This window comes from Kitasatospora sp. NPDC054939 (assembly GCF_053610105.1).
In genome coordinates this window covers 1-21473 of sequence record NZ_JBSGXP010000148.1, presented here as the reverse complement: position 1 = coordinate 21473, position 21473 = coordinate 1, and the positions used below count along the sequence as shown (strand labels likewise).

The 21473-nt window shown below is 74.4% G+C and carries 18 protein-coding genes; 7 read left to right on the top strand and 11 right to left on the bottom strand.

Features of this window, described 5'->3' with window-relative positions; genetic code table 11:
* Positions 1-219: 219 nt before the first annotated feature.
* Positions 220-405, bottom strand: coding sequence for a hypothetical protein (locus ACWGB8_RS31220; RefSeq protein WP_452216974.1), 186 nt, complete (start codon positions 403-405; stop codon positions 220-222).
* Positions 406-558: 153 nt separating this feature from the next.
* On the bottom strand, positions 559-1173 hold the full coding sequence (locus ACWGB8_RS31215; protein ID WP_452216973.1) for an RNA polymerase sigma factor: 615 nt from the start codon (positions 1171-1173) through the stop codon (positions 559-561).
* 283 nt (positions 1174-1456) lie between these two features.
* On the opposite strand from ACWGB8_RS31215, the gene ACWGB8_RS31210 reads away from it, so the two are divergent.
* On the top strand, positions 1457-1993 hold the full coding sequence (locus tag ACWGB8_RS31210; RefSeq protein ID WP_452216972.1) for a YcxB family protein: 537 nt from the start codon (positions 1457-1459) through the stop codon (positions 1991-1993).
* Positions 1994-2172: 179 nt separating this feature from the next.
* On the opposite strand, the gene ACWGB8_RS31205 is transcribed toward ACWGB8_RS31210, so the two are convergent.
* Entirely contained in the window at positions 2173-2397 is a 225-nt protein-coding gene (locus tag ACWGB8_RS31205) for a hypothetical protein (RefSeq protein WP_452216971.1), read from the bottom strand.
* A 337-nt stretch (positions 2398-2734) separates the two neighbouring features.
* On the opposite strand from ACWGB8_RS31205, the gene ACWGB8_RS31200 reads away from it, so the two are divergent.
* Together ACWGB8_RS31200 and ACWGB8_RS31195 are read left to right on the top strand one after the other, a co-directional pair.
* The gene (locus ACWGB8_RS31200) at positions 2735-3637 is read left to right on the top strand and encodes an aldo/keto reductase (RefSeq protein WP_452216970.1); all 903 of its coding nucleotides are present in this window, start codon (positions 2735-2737) and stop codon (positions 3635-3637) included.
* Between the two features lie 241 nt (positions 3638-3878).
* Positions 3879-4991 (top strand): ABC transporter substrate-binding protein, encoded by a 1113-nt coding sequence (locus ACWGB8_RS31195; RefSeq protein ID WP_452216969.1) that lies wholly within the window; start codon positions 3879-3881, stop codon positions 4989-4991.
* A gap of 114 nt (positions 4992-5105) precedes the next feature.
* On the opposite strand, the gene ACWGB8_RS31190 is transcribed toward ACWGB8_RS31195, so the two are convergent.
* From ACWGB8_RS31190 to ACWGB8_RS31180, 3 genes are all read right to left on the bottom strand, one after another.
* Positions 5106-6098 carry a hypothetical protein gene (locus tag ACWGB8_RS31190; protein ID WP_452216968.1) on the bottom strand — a complete coding sequence of 331 codons (993 nt, stop codon included), beginning with the start codon at positions 6096-6098 and terminating at the stop codon, positions 5106-5108.
* Between the two features lie 395 nt (positions 6099-6493).
* Positions 6494-8242, bottom strand: coding sequence for an RCC1 domain-containing protein (locus tag ACWGB8_RS31185; protein ID WP_452216967.1), 1749 nt, complete (start codon positions 8240-8242; stop codon positions 6494-6496).
* Positions 8243-8558: 316 nt separating this feature from the next.
* Positions 8559-10061: a serine/threonine-protein kinase gene (locus ACWGB8_RS31180; protein ID WP_452216966.1), complete on the bottom strand. Its 1503-nt coding sequence runs from the start codon at positions 10059-10061 to the stop codon at positions 8559-8561.
* Positions 10062-10560: 499 nt separating this feature from the next.
* Between ACWGB8_RS31180 and ACWGB8_RS31175 the strand changes: the two genes are divergently transcribed.
* Complete coding sequence (locus tag ACWGB8_RS31175) at positions 10561-12630, top strand: sensor histidine kinase (protein WP_452216965.1); 2070 nt, start codon at positions 10561-10563, stop codon at positions 12628-12630.
* Positions 12631-12718: 88 nt separating this feature from the next.
* On the opposite strand, the gene ACWGB8_RS31170 is transcribed toward ACWGB8_RS31175, so the two are convergent.
* Positions 12719-12925: a hypothetical protein gene (locus ACWGB8_RS31170; protein WP_452216964.1), complete on the bottom strand. Its 207-nt coding sequence runs from the start codon at positions 12923-12925 to the stop codon at positions 12719-12721.
* 236 nt (positions 12926-13161) lie between these two features.
* Here ACWGB8_RS31170 and ACWGB8_RS31165 point away from each other — a divergent pair, with 236 nt between their 5' ends.
* Entirely contained in the window at positions 13162-13734 is a 573-nt protein-coding gene (locus tag ACWGB8_RS31165; RefSeq protein ID WP_452216963.1) for a GNAT family N-acetyltransferase, read from the top strand.
* 55 nt (positions 13735-13789) lie between these two features.
* Here ACWGB8_RS31165 and ACWGB8_RS31160 read toward each other — a convergent pair whose 3' ends face one another.
* From ACWGB8_RS31160 to ACWGB8_RS31145, 4 genes are all read right to left on the bottom strand, one after another.
* Positions 13790-14461, bottom strand: coding sequence for a hypothetical protein (locus tag ACWGB8_RS31160; protein ID WP_452216962.1), 672 nt, complete (start codon positions 14459-14461; stop codon positions 13790-13792).
* A 293-nt stretch (positions 14462-14754) separates the two neighbouring features.
* Positions 14755-15459 carry a DUF5995 family protein gene (locus ACWGB8_RS31155; protein ID WP_452216961.1) on the bottom strand — a complete coding sequence of 235 codons (705 nt, stop codon included), beginning with the start codon at positions 15457-15459 and terminating at the stop codon, positions 14755-14757.
* 268 nt (positions 15460-15727) lie between these two features.
* Positions 15728-16816 carry a non-homologous end joining protein Ku gene (ku, locus tag ACWGB8_RS31150; protein ID WP_452216960.1) on the bottom strand — a complete coding sequence of 363 codons (1089 nt, stop codon included), beginning with the start codon at positions 16814-16816 and terminating at the stop codon, positions 15728-15730.
* Between the two features lie 307 nt (positions 16817-17123).
* A complete protein-coding gene (locus tag ACWGB8_RS31145) occupies positions 17124-17480 on the bottom strand; it encodes a hypothetical protein (protein WP_452216959.1) in 357 nt (118 codons plus the stop codon).
* 239 nt (positions 17481-17719) lie between these two features.
* On the opposite strand from ACWGB8_RS31145, the gene ACWGB8_RS31140 reads away from it, so the two are divergent.
* Both ACWGB8_RS31140 and katG read left to right on the top strand, forming a co-directional pair.
* Complete coding sequence (locus tag ACWGB8_RS31140; RefSeq protein WP_452216958.1) at positions 17720-19006, top strand: phytase; 1287 nt, start codon at positions 17720-17722, stop codon at positions 19004-19006.
* A gap of 198 nt (positions 19007-19204) precedes the next feature.
* Positions 19205-21409 carry a catalase/peroxidase HPI gene (gene katG, locus ACWGB8_RS31135; protein ID WP_452216957.1) on the top strand — a complete coding sequence of 735 codons (2205 nt, stop codon included), beginning with the start codon at positions 19205-19207 and terminating at the stop codon, positions 21407-21409.
* Positions 21410-21473: the final 64 nt, after the last annotated feature.

The following is a 21473-nucleotide window of genomic DNA, read 5'->3' as shown; positions in this document are numbered from 1 at the left end:
CCGCGCCCCCGGGCAGGGGACTGTCGCGCGGTGCGATGGCCGCCACCGGCCCGGCGCGTGCGGGCCGGCGCCCACTGAGGGCCCCACCCTGAGGCGGACGAGCGCATTCCCCCCGGAACGGCGCTCGGCAGGACCGCCGTCGCCCTCCCGGGGCAGACGGCGGACGAGGGTGGTTCTGCGCAGCGAGCGAGCCCGATCACCGCGTCCGCCGGGCAGGGCCTAGCCGATCGCGGCGGCCGGCGCGACGGCGTCGACCTCCTCGGGGAGGAGGTCCGCCGCGGCGGCCAGGACGCGGTCGTACAGGTCCTCCCATTCGGCGCCGGCGATGTCGCGCTGCACCACCGCGCGCTCGGCGTCGAGCAGGTGGTCGATCAGGGGCCCGGCCCTGTGCTCCGTTCGGTTCATCGATCCTTCTTCCTTCCCGTGCCCCGCCCGGGGGCACTGGTCCCTGCCCTTCAGGGACCCGACTCGGGCGCGCGGCCGGGTACGGGCCGCACGCCCTGGACGGGCACCTCGTACAGACACACCTCGTACGGGCGCACCTCGCACGGACAGGGCCTAGTGCGGGCGCAGTCTGCGGTCGAGTTCGCCCAGGTGGGGCCGGAACCTCGCCTGGGCGTCGCGGATGTGGGAGTTCACGGTGGCCGGCTGGACACCCATCGCCTCGGCCGCCTCGGCGCGCCCCATGCCGTAGACGAACACCAGCTGGAACACCGTGCGCTGAGCCGGGGTGAGGTACTCGTCGCAGACCTTGAGTGCCTCGGCCAGGAGCTGCGAGCGCTCCAGCGGCAGGTCGAGTTCGGCGTACCGCTCGCTCCACATTCCGGGGCGCTCGAAGAACCCGCCCACCGGGATCTGGCGGTTCCGGTCCCGGTACAGCCGGTGCATCGCCCGGCGCGCGGTGGTGAACGCGTACGCGAGCGGGCAGTCCAGTTCCCGCCAGTGCGCGAAGACGGCCAACACGGTTTCCTGGGTGACGTCCTGGCGCTCCTGGACGCCGAGTCCGCTGCTGCGGACCAGCGGCTGGATGCGGGAGTAGATCTCGCCGAGCTCGGCCTTCGTGGGTCCGTCGGTGTGCGGCCGGTCGGTCGCTGCGGTGCTTTCCCGGGGCCCGCTGCGGGGGGAGGCCGCGTCGACGTCGTCGCGTCCCGCGCGACCTGCAGTGGTAGCCATCGGTGTGTCGGTTTCCCTTCGTCCGGCGTGCCTTGCATGGAGTAAGAGCGGGCACCGGACGATCCGTGCAGACTCCCGGCAAGATCTTTTCCGCCCGTGGGCCCGGCCAACCTCCGTACCACCGCGCCCCGTTCCGTTCCCCGGCGCCTCCGGGGCCGCGCCACCGACCCGCGGGCGGCGCGGCCGTTGCCGCGACGGAATCCACCGGGTGCCGACCCGCCCGCACGCGGCGGGAACCGGCCGACTACAGTCCTGACCTGCACTGACGACCATGGGGGGCACTATGAACATCAGCACGTCGTACCGGATCTCGTTCGAGGAGTTGCTGCGGGCCACGCGGCTGGGGCACCGTCCACGCCGACAGTTGGCGTGGGTGTGCACGGCCCTGCTGCCCGTTGCCGCCGTGCTGGAGCTCGTGCTGTCGGAGAACCTGCCGGTCGCGGCCGTCGGGATGGCGATGACGGGCTACCTCTTCCACCAGCTGACCCTCGGCACCCACCGGGCGGCCCGGGCGGCGCTCGCGAAGATCACGGGCACGACCGAGGTGGAGCTGACCGAGGAGTCCGTGCGGATCCGGCGTCCGGGCGTGTCCACCGAGATCGACTGGGGGCAGTACCACAAGGTCGTGGACACCCCGGAGTTCCTCCTGCTGTACATCAACCGGTGCACCTTCACCGCGGTCGTCAAGAACGGCCTCGACACCGCCGAGCGGGCCGAGTTGGCGTCCTTCGTGGCGTCGCTGAACGCCACCCCCGTTCCGCTGCACAAGTCGGCCACCCCCGTCGCGGAGGCGGCCGAGCGCGCAGGCCGCCACCGCTGAGCCCCACCCCGACCCCGGCCCGACCGCGACCCCGGCCCGACCGCGACCCCGGCCCTGGTCGGCAGGCCGCGGGCACGACGGCGCCGACCCTGCGGCGAACGCAGGGCCGGCGGCGCGTGCGGGCGGGGCGGGGATTCCCGTGCCGACCGGAGGGCCGGAGCCGGTCGCCGCGGAGGCGGCTACCCCGCCGCCGCGACCGGGCCGGCCGTGACCTGGGGAGGGTTGGGGAGCAGTTCCGCGAGGTGGTCCCGCACGAAGTCCGCCGCCCGCTCGATCGACTGCTCGGCGCCCGTCCGGTCCTCGAAGACGCTGGTGGAGACCATCACCCCGCCCCCGGCGTCGAGGAAGTAGTAGGCCACGAAGCCGGGCACCCCCCGGAGGAGCGGGACGAACCCGTCGGCCACTCGGCGTCCTGCCTCCGCAGGATCGGTGACACCTTCGTACCGCCGTACTGCTGCGTACACGCTGCTCTCCTGGCATCCCGGGGGTGGTCCTGTGCGGAAGCGGCATACCCCCGCCGGGCGTCACCCGCGCACGAGACGATCGGAAGGCACTCGAACGGCCGAGGCCGGCCCGTCCCGTTGCTTCCGGTCGAGCAGGTCTCAGCAGGTCGAACGCCCGGGGAAGGGCGGTTCGTTCCCGATCCGGATGTGATCCTTCGCTCCGCCCGGCGACCTGTCGCACCAGCCCGCCGCCGCCCCATACTCCAGAACCCGATCAACCGTCAGATGAAGGAGCACGATGACTGCAGCGGCAGAAGCAGGGACCTGGAAGCTCGGCGACCTGGAGGTCAACCGCGTCGGCTACGGCACGCTCCGGCTGACCGGCAACGGCATGAGGGGGAACTCGGACGGCGCCCCGATCGACCGCGCCGCCGCCGTCCGCCTGCTGCACCAGGCGTTCGAACAGGGCGTCAACCACGTCGACACCGCCGCGTTCTACTTCTCGCCGCTGCGCTCCGCGAACGAACTCGTCAACCGGGCGCTGGCGTCCTGGAGCGGCGACGTGGTCGTGGCGACCAAGGTCGGACCGGGGCGCGACCCCTCCGGCGGGTGGTACGCCGCCCGTCCCGACCAGCTGCGCGGCCAGGTCGAGGAGAACCTGCGCCAGCTCGGCCGCGACCACCTGGACGTGGTCAACCTGCGCCACAACGGCCCCGGAACGGCGTCGATCGCCGAACACTTCGGTGCCCTCGCGGACCTGCGGGACGCGGGCCTGGTGCGGCAGCTCGGACTCTCCAACGTCAGTCCCGAGCAGGTGGCCGAGGCCAGGGCCGTCGCCCCCGTGGTCTGCGTGCAGAACCCCTACGGCCTTGACCTGCGGGATGCCGACGAGAACGGCCTGGTCGACCTGTGCCGCGAGCTGGGCATCGCCTTCGTGCCCTTCTTCGCCGTCGCCGGCCGGCAGCGCGAGGCGGCCGCGGCCCAGGAGCAGGACGCCCGCGTCCGCGCGGTCGCCGGCGCCCACGGTGCCACACCGGCCCAGATCCGCCTCGCCTGGACCCTCCACCGCGGCCCGCACGTGCTGGCCATTCCCGGCACCACCAGCCCGGCCCACCTCGCCGAGAACATCGCCGCCGGAGCCCTGCGCCTGACCCCCGAGGACCTGGCCCTCCTCGACGGACGGCACGAAGCCGCGAGCTGAGCCGGGGCGCGGTCCGGGGCACTCGCGAGGCCACTCCCGCCACGTTCGCGCGAGTCGGCGGCCGGCCCGGCGGATGCATATTCACTTGCCGAGCGGCGCCGGGGGTGTATGCAATGTGCCGCATGGTCACCCAGCTGCGTCCGCCACGGCGGGACGACGAGACGAACCCGTACGCCCGGGCCGTGCCACCGTGCGGTCCGGGTGTGCGGCAGGCGAGCCGCCGCACGGAAGGGGCAGGCGCATGACCACGCTCCCGGCACCCACCGGAGCCGGACGCCCCGACGGGCCGTCCGTGTTGATCGGCGTCCTCGTCCCGCTGACCCCGCCCGGTTGGACCGAGGCCGGCCGCCACCTGCTCGCCGGGTGCGAGCTGGCCGCCCGCGAGGTCAACGACGCCGGAGGAATCGCCGGACGGCCGATCGAGCTGGTCGTCCGCGACACCGCGGCCGACCCGCAGAAGGCCGCGGCAGCCGTCGACGAACTCGCCGGGCTGGGGGTGGCCGCGCTGGCGGGCGAGTACCACAGCGTCGTCGCCCGCGCGGCCGCCGACCGGGCTGACACCCTCGGCCTGCCCTTCCTCTGCTCGTCCGCCGTCCTCGACGCCCTCACCGACCGGCCGACCGACTGGGTCGCGCGCCTGCCCCCGGCCCAGTCGCACGGCTGGCGGACCTACGCGGACTTCCTCCTCGGCGCCGGCCACCACCGCATCGCCGTGGCGACGCAGCCGAGCGTCTACTGGGCGTCCGGGACGCGCATCCTGCGCGAGCACCTCGCCGCGCACGGCGGCAGCGTCGTCGAACTCGACACGGCCGCACTCGACCCCGCTGCCGTGTGCGACGAACTCGCCGACCACGGCGCGACCGCACTCCTCCTCCTCGTCGGCCACCCGGAGCCGGCCGTGCCGATCGTCCGCGCCGTCCGCCGCGACCGACGCCTGGCCGGCCTCCTGATCGGCGCCCCCGCCGGACAGCCGGAGCTCCCCGCCTGGTCGGCGCTGCTCGGCCACGACGGGGCAGCCGTCCCGTTCCTGCGCTACCTGCCCGAACACCTGGGCCCGCACGGTGCGCGGGTCGAAGCGGCCCTGCACGAGCAGTTGGCGCAGCCGCCCTCCTTCGTCGCCTTCGAGGGCTACGACACGATCGCCGTCCTCACCGAGGTGCTGCGCACGTACGGCGGCGGCCGGCCGCGCTCGGCCGGGTTCTGGCCGAAGACGGCCGTCGAGGGCACCCGCGGGCCGATCCGGTTCTCCCGCACCCCGGGCAGCGGCGTGTGGCAGTGGGTGTGGCCGCCGGTCCAGGTCGTCGACCGCGACCCGGCGCAACCCGAGCGCTTCCGGGTCCTCCACACCGGCTGAACGTGCGCGGGGGCCCGAACCCCCCGACCGACTGCGGGCCCTCCCACCCGGTGGGAAGGCCCGCAGAGGTGTGCGGAGCGCCGGCGCCCGGGAGCGACCCCGGGCGTCGACACGTCATTCCGCGGTGCTCGGCTGCCCGGCCGCGACCGTGTAGAGGCCGCGTCCCGGGCGCTGCGCCCGGCCGTCCTTGGCGAGCCGCTCCAGCCGGGTGCGGATCGCGTTGACGTTCCCCTCCAGGGCGTCCAGACCCAGCAGTCCGGCCACCTCGCGGGCACGCAGCGGACCCTCGGCCCGGGAGAGCACCCCCAGGACGCTGTCGGCGTCCGCGACCCGCCGCCGACCCTGCGCGGGCACCGCCGCCTTCACGGGGGGCTTCTCGCCGGCCGGCTCCGGCTGCACGGCCGGCTTCGCAGCGGGCTTCGCGACCGTGGACTTGGCGACCGTGGACTTGGCGACCGCGGGCTTCGCGACCGCGGGCACGCGCTTGGCCGCGGCACCGGACGGGGCGTCCTGCACCGCCGCCTTCTTGGCGGCCTTCCGCGCGGCGGGCACCGGAACCCGCGTGCCCCGGGCGGGTGCGGCCTTCTTCGCCGCAGCCGCCTTCTTCGTCGCGGCCGCCTGCTTGGCCGGGGCCTTCTTCGCGGGGGCCTTCTTCGCCGGCTTCTTCCCTGCGGCCGCGGCCGGGGTCTTCGCGGTCGCAGTCTCCTCGGCGGCGGGCGCAGCCGGCGGCTCGACCGGCTCGGTTGCCGCCTCGGCCGACGCCACGACCTCCGTGGCCTCGACGGTCGGTGCGGCCTCCGGCGTCTCCAGGGCTTCCGCGGCCTCCGCGACCACTGCGGCCTCCGCGACGGTCACCACCTCCGCCTCCACCGCCGGAGCGGACGGCAGTTCGGCGACCTCCGTCCGGTCCCCGCCGTCGACGGGGGTGTCCGACAGCAGCCGCAGCCCGTCGAGCGCCTTGACGATGGCGTCCTGCTCCGCGGTGACGCCGGCGAGTTCCGCCTCCGCCCTGCGCAACCGCTCCCGCACCGCGGGAAGTTGCGCCTCCAACAGGGCGATCGTCGAGGCCACACCGCTGTCCGTGCCGAAGGTGTTCTCGTTTCCCACAACCACTCCCAGCGTCGTCTTGCATCAGTCGTAGCAGCGAATGTACGGCTCACCGGGCAGGACGTACGGCGAATTGCGGAAATATCGGCCCGCGAGAACACACAAGCCCCGTACGGTGGTGCACCCCGTGCCTGCGCGACCGTGCAGGCAGCCGGCGCGCCGACCACCCGGCGGTGCCCCGTCGGTTCGGCCGGGATACCGACAGCCGGGGAGTGCCGGCGAGTTCGGCGACCGCGCCCGCCGCTTCCGAGTCGACGCACGTGAATCAACCAACTCTCTTTGATTGGCGCTGAGCTGACGCTTGCTCAGAAATCATCGCGCCGCGTTCGGTGCCATCCGGCCCGGGCCGCGGACGGTGGGTGCACCGCGCCGTCCGCGGCGGGAGGGGGTGGGGTTCAGCTGATCGGTGTGGTGATGGCTGCGGAGTTGTTGTCGGGGCGGGGGTCGGTGGTGGTGCTGGTGGCCGCGACGGGGTTGGTGATCTCCCGGCCGGCGGCGGAGACCACCCGGACGGTGACGGTGACCGTTGCGGTGGCCCCGGCGGCGAGTGTGCCGAGGGCGCAGGTCACGGTGTCGGAGGTGCCGACGGGCGGGGTGGTGCAGGTGCCGGTGGACGTGCCGGCGCTGACGAAGCGTGCGGCGCCGGGGAGCTTGTCGGTCAGCACGACGCCCTGGGCGGCGGCCGGGCCGTGGTTGCGCACCGTCACGGTGTAGGTGAGCTGGGCGTTGTTGGCGATCGGCTCGGGTGCGGCGGTGACGGCCACGGCGACGTCGGCCGCGGGCCGGCTGAGGGCGAGGGCGGGTACGGCGGTGGTGACGCCGTCCAGGAGGCGGGTGCAGGGCGCGCTCTGGCCCGGGGCGCAGACGCCCACCGGGGTGTTGCGGTCGGTGGTGGTGCCGTCGCCGAGGCGGCCCGAGGAGTTGCTGCCCCAGGCGCGGAGGGTGCCGTCGGTGCGCAGGGCCTGGCTGTGGCCGCCGGCCGCGATGGCGGTGATCCCGGACAGGTGCGAGGGGCAGGGGGCGGTGAAGCCGGGGGCGCAGACCCGTACGGGCAGGCTGCGGTCGGTGTTGGTGCCGTCGCCGAGTTCGCCGCGGAGGTTGCTGCCCCAGGAGCGGACGAAGCCGCCGGAGTGCAGGGCCATGCTGTACTCGGAGCCGGCGGCGATGGCGGTGATGCCGCTCAGCTGGGTCGCGCAGGTGCCGATGTCGCAGACCAGGGCGGGGGTGGTGCTGAGGGTGGTGGTGCCGTCGCCGAGCTGGCCGCGGAAGTTGTCGCCCCAGGCTACGACGGTGCCGTCGGTGTGCAGGGCGAGGCTGTGCTGGCCGCCGGCGGCGAGGGAGGTGATGCCGTCCAGCCGGTCCGAGCAGGGGGCGGTCTCGCCCGGGGCACAGGCGAACACCGGGGTGTTGCGGTCGGTGGTGGTGCCGTCGCCGAGCTGGCCGACGTAGTTGGCGCCCCAGGTCAGGACGGTGCCGTCGGACTTCAGCGCCGTGCTGTGGGCGCCGCCCGCCGCGACGGCGACGATCCCGTCCAGCGGGAGGGCACAGTTGAACGGGGCGCAGACGGTCACCGGGATGGTGACGTCGGGGCTGGTCGGGGTGCCGTTGCCGAGTTCGCCGAAGACGTTGAAGCCCCAGGCGACGACCGTGCCGTCGGCCTTCAGCGCCAGGTTGTGGAGTCCGCCGGTGGAGAGGGCCACCACGTTGCCGAGGAAGGAGGTGCAGGGCGCCGACTGTCCGACGTCGCAGACCCGGACGGGGGTGTTGCGCTGGACGGTGGTGCCGTCGCCGAGCTGGCCGTGGAAGTTGTCGCCCCAGGCGACGACGGTGCCGTCGGTGCGCAGGGCGAGGCTGTGGCCTCCGCTCGTGGCGACGGAGACGACGTCCTGGAGCGGCCCGGTGCAGGGTGCGGTGGCGCAGACGCGGCCGGGGACGGTGCTGAAGCCCGCGGTGGTGCCGTCGCCGAGTTGGCCGAAGTGGTTGTCGCCCCAGGCGAAGGCGGTGCCGGTGGCGTCGGGGCGGATGTCCCTGCTGTCGGCCCGGGCGCTCTGCGGGCCTCCGGGCAGCAGGGGCGCGGCCAGGAGGGTGGCGAGCGCCGGCACCAGCAGTGCCCTGGCGAGCCGGCGGCGTTGCGGTACGTGCACGGGTGGGTTCCTTTCGGGGGACCGGAGGATGGGTACCACCCACGCTGCGGCGGTGGTCGCCGCGTACGCGTCAGCGACACCCGGGCGTACCCCCGGTGGCACGCCCGCTCACCCCGAAGGGCGCGCCCGCTGGACGCGCCCTTCGGCGAGTGCTCCGGACCGGCCTACTCGTCCCCGTCCTCGTGGCGGCGGGTGCGGCCCGCCTGCTGCATCTCGGCCCCGGCCAGGTGACCGGCGACCTGCGGCGAGTTCGCGGCCGGCCTGCCCACCGACGGCGGTGAACACCCCGTCGTGGGTGCGGTCGTACGCCTCGCGGTCAGGGGCGGTGGCAGCCCTCGCGGCTGGCGGGCTGTCCGGGGACCGTCCCGGGCTGGCAGACGAACCGGCTGTCGGTGGCGTCCTGGCTGAGGTAGCGGCCGACGCACTTGCTGCGCCCGTACCGGGTGCAGAAGGCGAGGGCGCTCTCGCCGTCCGTGAAGTCGCCGGTGGTGTAGATCACCCAGTAGCCCGGGTTGAGGGACTTCCAGTCGTTGCTGTTGAGGAGCCTGGCGCCGGGGATCTGCTTCTGGACGGCGAGCAGTTCCTTGTCCCGGGCGGCCTGGTCGGTGCTGTGGGACATCGCCGAGAGCTGGGCGATCCACAGGCCCGCTGCCGATGCTGTCGGCGTGGGGCTGCCGGACGCCGTACCGGCCGGAGCGGTGGGGTGCTCGGCGCCGGTGGCACCGGTGCCCGGCCCGGGCAGGGCCACCCAGACGCCCGCGCCGGCGGCGGCGAGTGCGACGACGGCGGCGAGAACCTTCGGCAGGCGCCGCTTGCGCAGCGGAGCCCGTACGGCGGCCGGGGCCGGCTCGACGGCGGTGTCCGCGGGGTGCCCGGCGGGGTCGGCGGCGGCCGTGTGCGGAGGCAGCAGGCGGGTCGGTTCGCCGTCCCCGACGACGGGTGCGCCGACGCCCTCGCGCGGTCCGGTCTCCACGAGGGTCGGCAGACCGTCCCGGACGGCGGAGAGCGCCCCGGCGGTCTCGTCGGCGTCCGGCCGCAGGTCCGGGTCCCGGGTGAGCAGGGCGGTGATGACGGGGGCGAGCGGGCCGGCGCGCAGCGGTGGCGGTACGGGCTCGTCGCAGACGGCGACGAGGACCTCCCAGACGGAGTCGCGCCGCATCGGGTTGGTGCCCTCGACGCAGGTGTACAGCAGTACGCCGAGCGACCACAGGTCGCTGGCGGGGCCGGCTTCGGTTTCCGTGCGGCGGATGAGCTCGGGGGCGATGTACTCGGGGGAGCCGATGAGGTCGCCCGTGGCGGTGAGGGTGTGGGACCCCTGGAGGGCGGCGATGCCGAAGTCGGTGAGGACGGCGCTGCCGTCCGGGCGGATGAGCACGTTCGCGGGCTTGACGTCGCGGTGCAGGATTCCCGCGGCGTGGGCGGCACGCAGGGCGGCGAGCACGTCCAGGCCGATGCGGGCGGCCCGGACGGGTGTCAGCGCGCCGCTGCGCAGCAGCGCGTCCAGCGGGGTGCCGTCGACGAACTCCATGACCAGCCAGGGGTAGGGCCGGTCGTCGACGACCTCGTAGATGGCCACCGCGCCGGGGTGGTTGATCCTGGCCAGGGCCTTGGCCTCGCGCAGCGCGCGCTCACGCATGTGGGCGGACCGTTCAGGATCGTCGTGGCCGCTCGACCGCATCTCCTTGAGCGCGACGTCGCGTTCCAGTGCCGGGTCGTGGGCCCGCCAGACGGTGCCCATGCCGCCGGCGCCGAGGCGTTCCCTGAGCTCGAACCGCCCGGCCACGACATCGCCGATGGCCCTGGCGTGTCCGCGCGTCATGGCCTGCCCTCCCGTGGTTCCTGTCGGTGCACCGCAACCGGCCCCCGTCCGGAGCCGGGGGCGTCGGTGGGCGTTGCCGTTCGCGGGACAACGGGACCACCGAGGACCCGGACGGAGATCCCTGCGGAGTCTCCCAGCTCAGCGCCGCTGCACCAAGCCGCGACGTGCTGTCGGCGGTGCTCCCGGAGAGCATGCGGGACCGTAGTTGTCGATCGACGGACAATATCACCGGCGCTGTGAGCGGCTCGTTCCGGCACAGCGGCGGCGGGTGCGTCACGGCGGCCCCCGCCCGACCCTCGGCGACCCCCGGCGCCACGCCCGCCCGACCCTCGGCGACCCCCGGCTGTCCACGGTGTCCGCCTGCCCGCTGGCCCGCCTGCCCGCCGGCCCGCCGACCCGCGACGACGTTCGGAGGGACTCCGGCAACGGGACCGCTGCCTCAGGCGGCCGGGACGGCAGGCGCGGAAGACTGCCGTCAGACCGGTGGAGAGGGAACGACATGATCTCCGTGACATGGGTGGGTTCCGGGCCGCGGCTGCGGTGGCAGCCGGCCTCCGCGCAGGCGCGGCTGACCCTGGCGGGCGCCTGCGCGGTGCTGTGCCTGGCCGCGGCGGGACTGTGGGCCGGGTACCTGCTGATCCATCACGGCGAACCCGGCGCCGGGGTCTCCGCCGACCAACTGGTGGTGCTGGGGTACGCGCTGGCGGCCGCGGCCGGGGGAGTGCTGCTGCACGCGCACCGCCCCGGGAACCAGCTGGGGTGGGTGCTGCTGGCATGCGCACTGGGAGTGATCGTGCCCCGGGCGGCGGCCGCTCCGCTCTGGGTGGAGGTGTCCGACCCGGCGGCGGTGGCCGTGGTGGTGGTGCTCCAGTCGGCGGGCTTCCTGGTCTTCGGGACCCTGTTCGTCACCCTGCCGCTCTGGCTGCCCGAGGGACGGCTGCCGCACCGCGCGTGGTGGCTGGTCATCGGTGCGCTGGCGCTCTGGCGGCTGCCCCTGGACTGCTACCTGTTCTCCCGGCCGACGGTCTTCGGCCGGGCCAACCCCTTCCACGGGACCTGGCTCGCGGACGCGGTGGGCGACTTCATCGAGCGCTGGCGGGACGCCCAACTCGCCACCTCCTACGCCCTGGTCGCCCTGGCGGTCGTAGTGCTGCTGGTCCGCACCCGGCGCGCCGAGCCCGGGCGGCGCCGGACCGTCCTGCTCCTGCTCGGCTCCTACCTGCTGTGGGCCGGCGCCCAGACGGCGCTCGCCCAGGCGTACCCGAGCCCCACGGCGGCACGGTGGCTGTTCGTGGCGGCCTCCGCGCTGTGGAGTGCGGTGCTGGTCCTGCTGGTGATCCGGGACGGCTCCTGGCGGCTCGACCGGGCGGCCCGCCGGGTGCTGGTCGGGCTGCTGGTGGCCGCGGGTCTGACCGTGGCGTTCGTCCTGCTCGCCGCCGTCCTCTCGGGACTGCTCTTCCCCTGGCGCGGCCTGCAGGCGCTGCTGCTGCTGGCCGGCCTCCTCGCGCTGTCGGCCGTCCTGCCGAGAGCCACCCGGTGGGCGGTCGGCCTCGTCGACCGGCTCTACTACGGCAACCGGGCACACCCGTACCGGGTGCTCCGCACGCTGGCCGTCCGGGTCGGCCAGGTGGTCGACCCGCAGGACGTCCCCACGACGCTCTGCACCACCGTGGCGGAGGAACTCCGGCTGCCCGGGGTCCGGTTGACGGTCCGCACCCGGGCCGGCGAGCGGACCCTCGCCGCCGTCGGCGCACCGGCGGACGGCCAGGGCTTCCCCCTGGTCCACCGCGGCGAGGAGATCGGCCGGCTCACGGTGGGCCTGCGGACCGGGCAGTCGGAGCTGGACCAGCGGGACACCGACGTCCTCGGCTCGCTCGCCGACCAGGCCGCACCCACCGTCGCCTCGCTGCACCTGCTGGAGGACCTGCGGGCCAGCCGGGGCCAGATCGTGGCAGCCCGGGAGGAGGAGCGGCGCCAGCTCCGCAGGGACATCCACGACGGGCTGGGCCCCCTGCTCGCGGGCCTGCGCCTGCGGGTCGAGAACGCCGCCGCGATGCCGGTCCGGGAGGAGACGGTGAGCGCGACCCTGGCCACCCTCTCCGACCAGCTGGACCTGGCCGTCAAGGAGGTCCGGCAGATCACCGGCCGGCTCGGCCCGGCGGCCCTCGGCCAGCACGGCCTGTCCGGGGCGCTGCGCAACCTGGGCGAGACCTTCAGCTCGCGCCGCCTGGCCGTCACCGTCCGGCTGACGCCCGAAGCCCTCCCGGCGCTCCCCGCGGCCATCGAGGTCGCCGTCTACCGGATCGCGGCCGAGGCCCTCAACAACGTGGTGCGCCACGCCCACGCCGGCCACGCCCGGGTCGCCGTCGCCGCGCAGGACGGGCGGCTGGTGCTCACCGTCGACGACGACGGGCTCGGCTTCGCCGGGCCCCCCGAGCACCCCGGCGTGGGCCTGCGGTCGATGAGCGAACGGGCCGCCGAGATCGGCGGCAGCTGTACGGTCGGGGCGCTCGACCCCGGGACCCGGGTGTACGCGGTGCTGCCCTGGACGCCCGGGGAGCAGGGGTGAGCCCCGACGCGCGGGGCGCGTCGGGGCCGGTGGGGCAGCGGAGTCTCGTCGAGCGGCGGCGCCGCGGGAGCGGCCCGTGCCGACGGAGTCAGCCGCAGTTGGGCCAGTTCGGGCACCTGGGTTCCTCGGCGGCCTTGGCGAGGTCGCAGTTCGGCCAGTTCGGGCAACGGGCCGGCGACGGGGTGGATGCGGGACGGGTCCCGGAGGATCGCAGCGCCGCGACGGTGAGGGTGGCGATGCCGAGGACGGCCGTCAGCCCGAGGGCCGTCGCTGTCTTGACGGTTGTGCCTGGCATGGTGAACTCCATGGTCGGTGCGGGGTGTTGAACCGATCGGCTGCTCCCCACTCTGGTCGCCCCGGGGTGCGGGCCGCATGAGGTCCTGGCCCCGTCCTGGTCCCGTCCCCACCGGGACAACCTGCCCGGTTCCCGCCCGGATTCCGCCCGGTTCCCGTATGGCGCAGCCGCCGGAGGCACCCGCAGGCCCCGAGGCCCCGTTGCCCGCAACGCCGGCCGCGCGCGATCCTCCGACCATGGACCTTCCACAGCACGTGATCGAACTGGGCGACGTGACGCTGCGCCGATTCCGGCGGGAGGCAGACCTCCCCGAGCTGTACCGGGTCATCGAGGAGGCGCGGGAGCACCTGAGCCCGTGGATGCCCTGGGCGGTCGACCACAGCCGCGCCAGCACCGCCGCGTTCCTGGACAAGCGCGAGGAGGGCTGGGAGTGCGGGCGGGAGTTCACCTACGCCGTCGTCCTCGGCGCGGGCATCGTCGGGGCCTGCCAGCTGTTCCGACGGGAGGGCGGCCCGGACGGCGGCTGCGAGATCGGCTACTGGCTGCACCCGGCCGCCACCGGCCGCGGCGTGGCGACCCGGGCCGTACGCGCGCTGGTCGACCAGGCCGCCCGGCTCCCCGGCGTCGAGTACGTCGAGGTGGTCCACGAGATCGCCAACCGCGCCAGCGGCGCCGTCGCGGCCCGCGCCGGCTTCACCCGCCACGGCCGCCGCCCCGCCGACGGCCCCGACCCGGCCGACACCGGGGGGACCCAGGTCTGGCGGCTGTCCCTCCGTCCGCCCGGTGCACCCGCCCCGGAGGCCCCGTGACCGCCACCGGCGAGGGGCACCGAGCCGCTGCGCGACGACCCGGCGGGGCGGCCGGTCAGTGCCCGCCCCGCGGCTCGGTGCAGCCGCCCTCCAGGTACGGGCCGTGGGCCCGCACCACGGTCTCGGTGGTCGACGTCCCGGTCAGGCAGGGGCCCGGCCCGGGGATCCACAGGGAGAAGCCCACCGTCGTGGCGGAGCCGTACGTCCTGGCGCTCTGCGACGGGTAGCCCAGGCGGTCGAGTTCGGCCTTCAACCCGGCCTCGCCCAGCGCGGCGCCGCTGCGCCCGGTGGCCTTCAGCGCGGCGGCCAGGCGCGCCGCATGGGCGTCACCGCGGCACTTCTCGTCGGCCTGCAGGGCGCGGGCCTGCTTGAAGGCGTTGTTCTCGGCGTACTTCTGCGCCATCGGGTCGGCCGGCACCCCGGCCGGGACCGACGGCGGCGGCAGCGCCGTGGCCCCGACACCCGTGCAACGGGCCGCCACGTCCGGGAAGCTCGCGTCGTGCTGCGCGAGCAGTTCGGCGGGCCCGGGCCGGGTGGTGGCGGGGGCCGCGCTCGGCACCCGCGCCGCAGCCGTGCCGCCCTGCGTCCCCGTCCCCGTCCCCGTCCCCGACCCCGTGTCCGACCCCGTGTCCGAGGCGCTGCGGGAACCGCACCCCGCCGCCAGCACCACGACCAGCCCCACGGCCACTCCCGCGACCGCGCCGCGTCCCACCGCGCGCACCGGCATCCCGTCACCCTCCCCGTTCCCGCGCCCGACGGCGCGCCCCCAGCCCGTGCGTGTGCGCACGGGCCGGCCCCATTGTCGGACACGGCCGCCGCCTCCCCGCCGTCGGGGCCCGCACCGTCCGGTCCGTGTGCGTTCCCGCAGATCACGCGCCGGACGCGGGCACGTCCCCGGCCCCCGACTCCCGACCCCGCGGGGGCCGGGGGCCGCAACCGGTCGCGGTCCGCCCGGCGCGGGGACGCGCCCGCCGTGGCCGGCGTCGGTCGGCCACGGCGGGGAACAGCGGAGGTGTGGTACTACGCGGTTGGCGGCGGGACGACCGGGACGACGATCAGCTGGCTGCTGGAGTTCACCCCCGCGGTGATGGCGGTGAGCTGGAGCCCGTACTTGACCGGGTTGTTGCGCGCGTCCCAGAGCAGCGTGGCGTTGATCCAGGCGGTCTCGCGGGCCGAGGAGATGCTGAAGGCGGACACCGCGTGCTTGAGGGTCTCGGCGGGTCCCGTGGCGAGCTTCACCACCTGCAGTTCGAAGTCGGCGCGGATCTCGGCCTCGACACCGGCGAGCAGGTCGTTGACCTTCTCGTAGTCGTCGTGGACCGGCAGGGTGTCGGGGGTGGTGTTCCGTTCCTTGCAGGTCTCGACGACCGCGAGGGCGAGGTCGTGGTTGATGTGGGCGTTCATCCCGGCCAGGGCGAACTGGATCGGCCAGATGACCCAGTTCCCGCGGGCGGCGAAGAGCGGCTGCCAGGACGGGTCGACCGGGCGGCGGGCCCTGGCGGCCTCGGCGTTGCGCAGGTACAGCCCGGCGAAGATGACGTCCATCCGCTCCAGGAAGGCGTTGTCCTTGAAGGTGCCGGCGGTGACGTGGTCCTTGATGAGCTTGGTGACCTTCAGGTAGACGCGGTTGAAGCAGGCCACGCCGTCGCGGGGGTCGAGTTCGGCGTCGATCTGCTCCATGCCGGAGATCACCGCGTCGATCGTGGTGGGGATCTGAGTGGTCATCACGTGGCCTTCTGCGAGGTGGGGTGCAAGCCCTCGTGGGGACACCGCAGCGGGCTCGGCCGCGGCCTGACTGCACGGCAGAAAGGTAGTGCACCAAGGATTCGGGACGCGGGACGCTCAGCGGGTCGCGCCGCGGCGGCGTGTCGGGCGCGTCGTCGGGCGGTGCGCCGAGCGGTGCGTACGGCGGCAGCGGTGGTTCGGGCCCGCTCGGCGGGAGGCGGGCCGCGCCCGCCGCCGCAGGTGCGCCGCGGCCGCGCCGCGGCCGCTGTCAGGAGGCGGCGCGGTGCGGGCGGGCGGCCTGTTCGAGGGCGGCCTGGAGTTCGTCGCGGGTCATGGCGGACCGGCCCTGGACGTCCAGGTCGCTGGCGCGCTTGTAGAGCTCGGCCTTGGTGAGCTTGTCGAGCTGCTGCTTGCCGGTCGCGCTGACGCGCTTCTTCGCCGAGCCCTTCGTGCCGGCCTGGGCCTTGGCGGAGGTGGTCTTCCTGCCTCCCGCGGTCTTCGGCGAGCGGGTGGTGCGGCCGGGCGACGGTTTCGCCGCGCGGGCCTTCTCGGCCGGGGCCTCGTCCTCGGGGGACTTGCCGGCGCTTTCGAGGGAGCGGCGCAGGGCGTCCATGAGGTCGATGACGTTGGTGGCCTCGGGTTCGGGGCCGGTGGAGACGGCGACCTGCCGGCCGGCGAGCTTGTCCTCGATGAGCTTCCTGACCTGGTCCTCGTAGGTGTCGTGCCACTGGTCGGGGTCCCAGTCGACGGCGAGCATCCCGATGAGCTGCTCGGCGGTCTTGACCTCCTGGGCGGTCAGCTTGACCTCCTCGGGCAGGTTGTCGACCTCGGTGTGCGGATCGCGGACCTCGTCGGCGAAGTGCATGGTGTGCAGTTCCAGCAGCCCGGCCTCGGAGCGTACGGCGGTGAGGTACTCGCGCCCGCGCATGGCGAACATCGCGAGCCCCGTCTTGCCGGAGTGCTGGAGGGCCTCGACGAGCAGGCTGTAGACCTTCGCGTACTCCTTGCTCTTGGGGCCGAGGTAGTACGTCTTGTCGAAGAAGATCGGGTCGACCTGTTCGAGGTCGACGAAACCGGCGATGTCGATGGTGCGGGAGCGGCCGGGGGAGATCTGCTCCAGTTCGTCCGGCTCCACGATCACGTACTCGCCCTCGGCGACCTCGTAGCCCTTCACGATCTCGCCGAACTCCACCTCCTTGCCGGTGCGCTCGTTGACCCGCTTGTTGCGCACCCGGTCGGAGGTGCCGCGCTCCAGCTGGTGGAAGCGCACGTTGTGGCTGGAGGTGGCGGTGTACAGGGCGACGGGCACGGTGACCAAGCCGAAGGTCAGCACGCCGGTCCATACGGGTCTGGCCATCACGGGCCCCTTTCACGTCCTACCGCCAGCGTCGCCGCCCGGCGGGCCGGCCGCACGCGGGACTGGGCCGGGAGGCGCCGCCACCCGCCGGCACAGGGAGACGGCGCCCACCGGGCGCCTGCGCGGCCACGGACCTCCCAAACCCGCTCCGCCCGGCCCGTGCGGCACGAGCCGACGGCCCGGCGCGCGGCGTCCTCCCGGCTGCCGGTGGAGGTGGTCGGGGAGGTCCGCGCCCCGGCGGTCGGCGGCGGGCGCCCACGGCGCGCGCTCGGCTCGGGCGCCGGGCGCGCCCAGGTGCCGGGCGCACTCAGGTGTCGGGCGTCTGCGAGGACTCCTCCGCGGTCGTCTCCGGGGGCGGCGCGTCCTGCTCGGGGGATTCCGGGGCGGCCGGCTCGCGGGCGACGGGTGCGGCCTTCGCCGTGGAGGCCTGGCAGGTGCTGCAGGTGTGCCAGCGCGGCCGACCGCCGACGGCCCGGTACGGGGCGAGGGTCATGTCGGAGGTGTCCAGGCCGCAGAGGGTGCGGGGCCCGCAGGCGCCCGAGGATTCCGCGGGCGCGGTGTGCGCGCGGCGCACCGGGTTGTCGGGGTCCGCCGGCGTGTGGTCGGGCTGCAGGACCCGGACGTTGCTCGGCGTATCGAGTTCCAGTACGACAACGATGTCCATCCCCCCAACCTTGCCGCGCGTCCCGTCGGCCGCATCCCCACGCTGGCATCCGGACCAGCGCAGTGCGTCGGGGCGCGGCACCGCCCGCCCCGCGCAGGGCAAGCTCGCGGCTCGCGGTCCGCCCGTCCCTTGAGGGCTTCGCGACGAGTTCAGCCGTTGGTCGACAGCTCGTCGTGGGCAGGTCAACCTTCGGCGGCAGGGTCTTCCCTTCAGGGCAATTCCCTCACCAAGGAAGAAACATGACGCTACGTCTGGCTGCTCGCACGTCCGCCATCGTCCTCTGTACGGCACTCGCGACCTCCTTCGCCCTCCCGGCCGAGGCCTCCGGGATCACCGGCATCCGGCCCACCGCCGAGACCGCGCCGCTGTTCGACGACGAGGCCGGCGGCGACGCCAACGCGGACGACCCGGCGATCTGGCGCAACGCCGCCGACCCCGGCCGCAGCCTGGTCGTCGCCACCGCCAAACAGGGCGGCCTGCGGGTCTACGACCTGGACGCCCGCCAGGTCCAGTCGATCCCCGCCCCCGCCGGACCGGGCGCCGACGACGCACCCGGCCGCTTCAACAACGTCGACCTCCTCCACGGCCTGCGCCTGGCCGGGGGCCGCGCCGACGTCGCCGTGGTCAGCGACCGCGGCAACGACCGGCTGCGGATCTACCGCATCGACCGGGACAAGCCCGGCGGCCCGCTCACCGACGTGACGGACCCGGGCGTGCGGCCCGTGTTCTCCGCCGACCAGGCCGAGATCAACGACCAGAAGACCACGTACGGCCTCGCCACCTGGACCGACCGCAAGACCGGCCGGACCTACGCCCTGGTCAGCCAGCGCAACCGCACCCGGGTCGCGCTGCTCGAACTGCTCGCCACCCCGGCCGGCACCGTCGACTACCGCCAGGTGCGCACGATCGACCTCCCCTCCTCCTTCCGCCTGCCCAACGGCACCACCTGGACGCCCTGCGCCGAGCCGGGCGAACTGCCCCAGGTCGAGGGCATGGTCGTCGACCCCGCCGACGGCACCCTGTACGCGGGCCAGGAGGACGTCGGCATCTGGCGCATCGACGCGGGCCTCACCGGCACGCCGAAGCTGATCGACAAGGTCCGCGAGTACGGCGTCCCCGGCACCTACGACGAGCAGACCGAGGAGTGCACCCCCGGCGCCGACCCCGGCTACGGCGGCAAGCGCCTCAGCGCCGACGTCGAGGGCCTGACCCTGGTCACCGAACCGGACGGCGACGGCTACCTCCTCGCCTCCAGCCAGGGCGACGACACCTTCGTCGCCTACGACCGCGAGCGCGACGACGACAACGAGTACGAGGGCGCCTTCCGCATCACCGCCGCCTCCACCGCCCTCGACGGCTCCGAGGTCTGCGACGGGGCCGCCGCCCTCAACGCCCCCCTCGGCACCCGCTACCCCCACGGCCTGCTCGTCGTCCAGGACGGCAAGGAGACCCCCGGCGACGGCGACCGCGAAGCGACCGGCTTCAAGTTCGTCGACCTCGGCGAGGTCCTCGACGCCATCGACTGACCCGCCCCGGCGGGCGCACGGTGCCTCCACCGTGCGCCCGCACCGCCCGCCGGCGCGGCGGACGCGGCGTGATCCTGCGCATCGACCGGGCCTGGCTCCTCGACATCGCGGGTGGCGGCGTTGTGCGTGTTCCTCCCGCAGCTGGAGTCCGGGGTGGGGGAGCATACGGGCGAAAGGGTTGACATGACCGACTGATCCATGAAAGGGGCGGACGTGTCCGGCAGCGAGAGTGAGAACCCGGCGATTCCCTCCCCCACCCCCGTGACGGGCCGCCCCCGGTCGAACCGGGACTGGTGGCCCGACCGGCTGGACCTGCAGGTGCTGGACCAGCACGGACCCCGCTCCAGCCCGCTGGGCGAGGACTTCGACTACGCGGCCGCGTTCACCGGCCTGGACGTGGAGGCGCTGAAGCGGGACGTCATCGCGCTGATGACCGACTCGCAGGACTGGTGGCCCGCCGACTACGGGCACTACGGGCCGCTGTTCATCCGGATGAGCTGGCACGCCGCCGGGACCTACCGCACCGCGGACGGCCGGGGCGGCGGAGGCAGCGGCGCCCAGCGGTTCGCGCCGCTCAACAGCTGGCCGGACAACGCGAGCCTGGACAAGGCACGGCGGCTGCTCTGGCCGGTCAAGCAGAAGTACGGGCAGAAGATCTCCTGGGCCGACCTGCTGGTCTTCGCCGGGAACTGCGCCATGGAGTCCATGGGGTTCCGGACGTTCGGCTTCGCCTTCGGACGCCCGGACATCTGGGAGCCCGAGGAGGTCTTCTGGGGCCCCGAGGACACCTGGCTCGGCGACGAGCGCTACAGCGGCGAACGGGATCTGGCCAACCCGTTCGGTGCCGTGCAGATGGGCCTGATCTACGTGAACCCGGAGGGCCCCAACGGCAATCCGGACCCGCTGGCCGCCGCCCGGGACATCCGGGAGACCTTCGGGCGGATGGCCATGAACGACGAGGAGACCGCCGCACTCATCATCGGCGGCCACACCTTCGGCAAATGCCACGGCGCCGTCGACCCGTCGTACCTCGGGCCCGAGCCGGAGGCCGCCCCGCTGGAGGAGCAGGGCCTCGGCTGGCACAACACCCACGGCAGCGGCTCGGGCGCCAACGCCCTCACCAGCGGCCTGGAGGGCGCCTGGACGACCGCGCCGACCACCTGGGACAACGGCTACCTCGACAACCTGTTCGGCTACGAGTGGGAGCTGACCACCAGCCCCGCCGGGGCCAAGCAGTGGAAGCCCACCGACCCCGCCGCCCAGGACGCCGTGCCCGACGCCCACGACCCGGCCCGCCGACACGCCCCGATGATGCTGACCACCGACCTCGCGCTGCGCCAGGACCCGGTGTACGAGCCGATCTGCCGGCGCTTCCACGAGCACCCCGAGCAGCTCGCCGAGGCGTTCGCGAAGGCCTGGTACAAGCTGCTGCACCGCGACATGGGCCCCGTCACCCGCTACCTCGGCCCGTGGGTGCCCGCACCCCAGCTGTGGCAGGACCCGGTCCCCGACGTCGACCACGCACTCGTCACCGAGCAGGACGTCGCGGCCCTCAAGGAGCGGATCCTCGACTCCGGCCTGGGCATCGGTCAGCTGGTCACCACGGCGTGGGCGGCAGCGGCCAGCTTCCGCGGCACCGACATGCGCGGCGGGGCCAACGGCGCCCGCCTGCGCCTGGCACCGCAGAAGGACTGGGACGCCAACAACCTCCCCGAGGTCGCCGGCACCGTGCGCAAGCTGGAGGAGATCCAGCGGGACTTCAACGCCGCCCGGTCCGACGGCACGAAGGTCTCGCTCGCGGACCTGATCGTGCTGGGCGGCTGTGCCGCCGTCGAGCGGGCCGCCCGCAACGCCGGGCACACCGTGACGGTCCCGTTCGCGCCGGGCCGCACCGACGCCTCGCAGGAGCAGACCGACGTCGAGTCGTTCGCGGTCCTCGAACCGCGCGCGGACGGCTTCCGCAACTACCTCCGGCACGGCGAGAAGCTCTCCCCGGAGACCCTGCTGCTCGACCGGGCGAACCTGCTGACGCTCACCGCCCCCGAGATGACGGTCCTGATCGGCGGCATGCGCGTGCTGAACACCGGCCACCGGGGCCTGGCGCACGGAGTCCTCACGCAGCGTCCGGAGGCGCTGACCACGGACTTCTTCGTCAACCTGCTCGACATGGGCACCCAGTGGAAGGCCTCGCAAACGGAGGCGAACGTCTTCGAGGGGCGTGACCACGCGACGGGCGAGGTGAAGTGGACGGCCACCGCCGTCGACCTCGTCTTCGGCTCCAACTCCCAGCTGCGCGCCCTCGCCGAGGTCTACGCGTCCGCGGACGCCGACGAGAAGTTCGTCCGGGACTTCGTGGCGGCGTGGGACAAGGTGATGAACCTCGACCGCTTCGACCTGCGCTGACCGGCTGACGCTGACCGGCTGAGGGGCGGTGCCCCGGCCGGCCCCGACGAGGGCCGACCGGGGC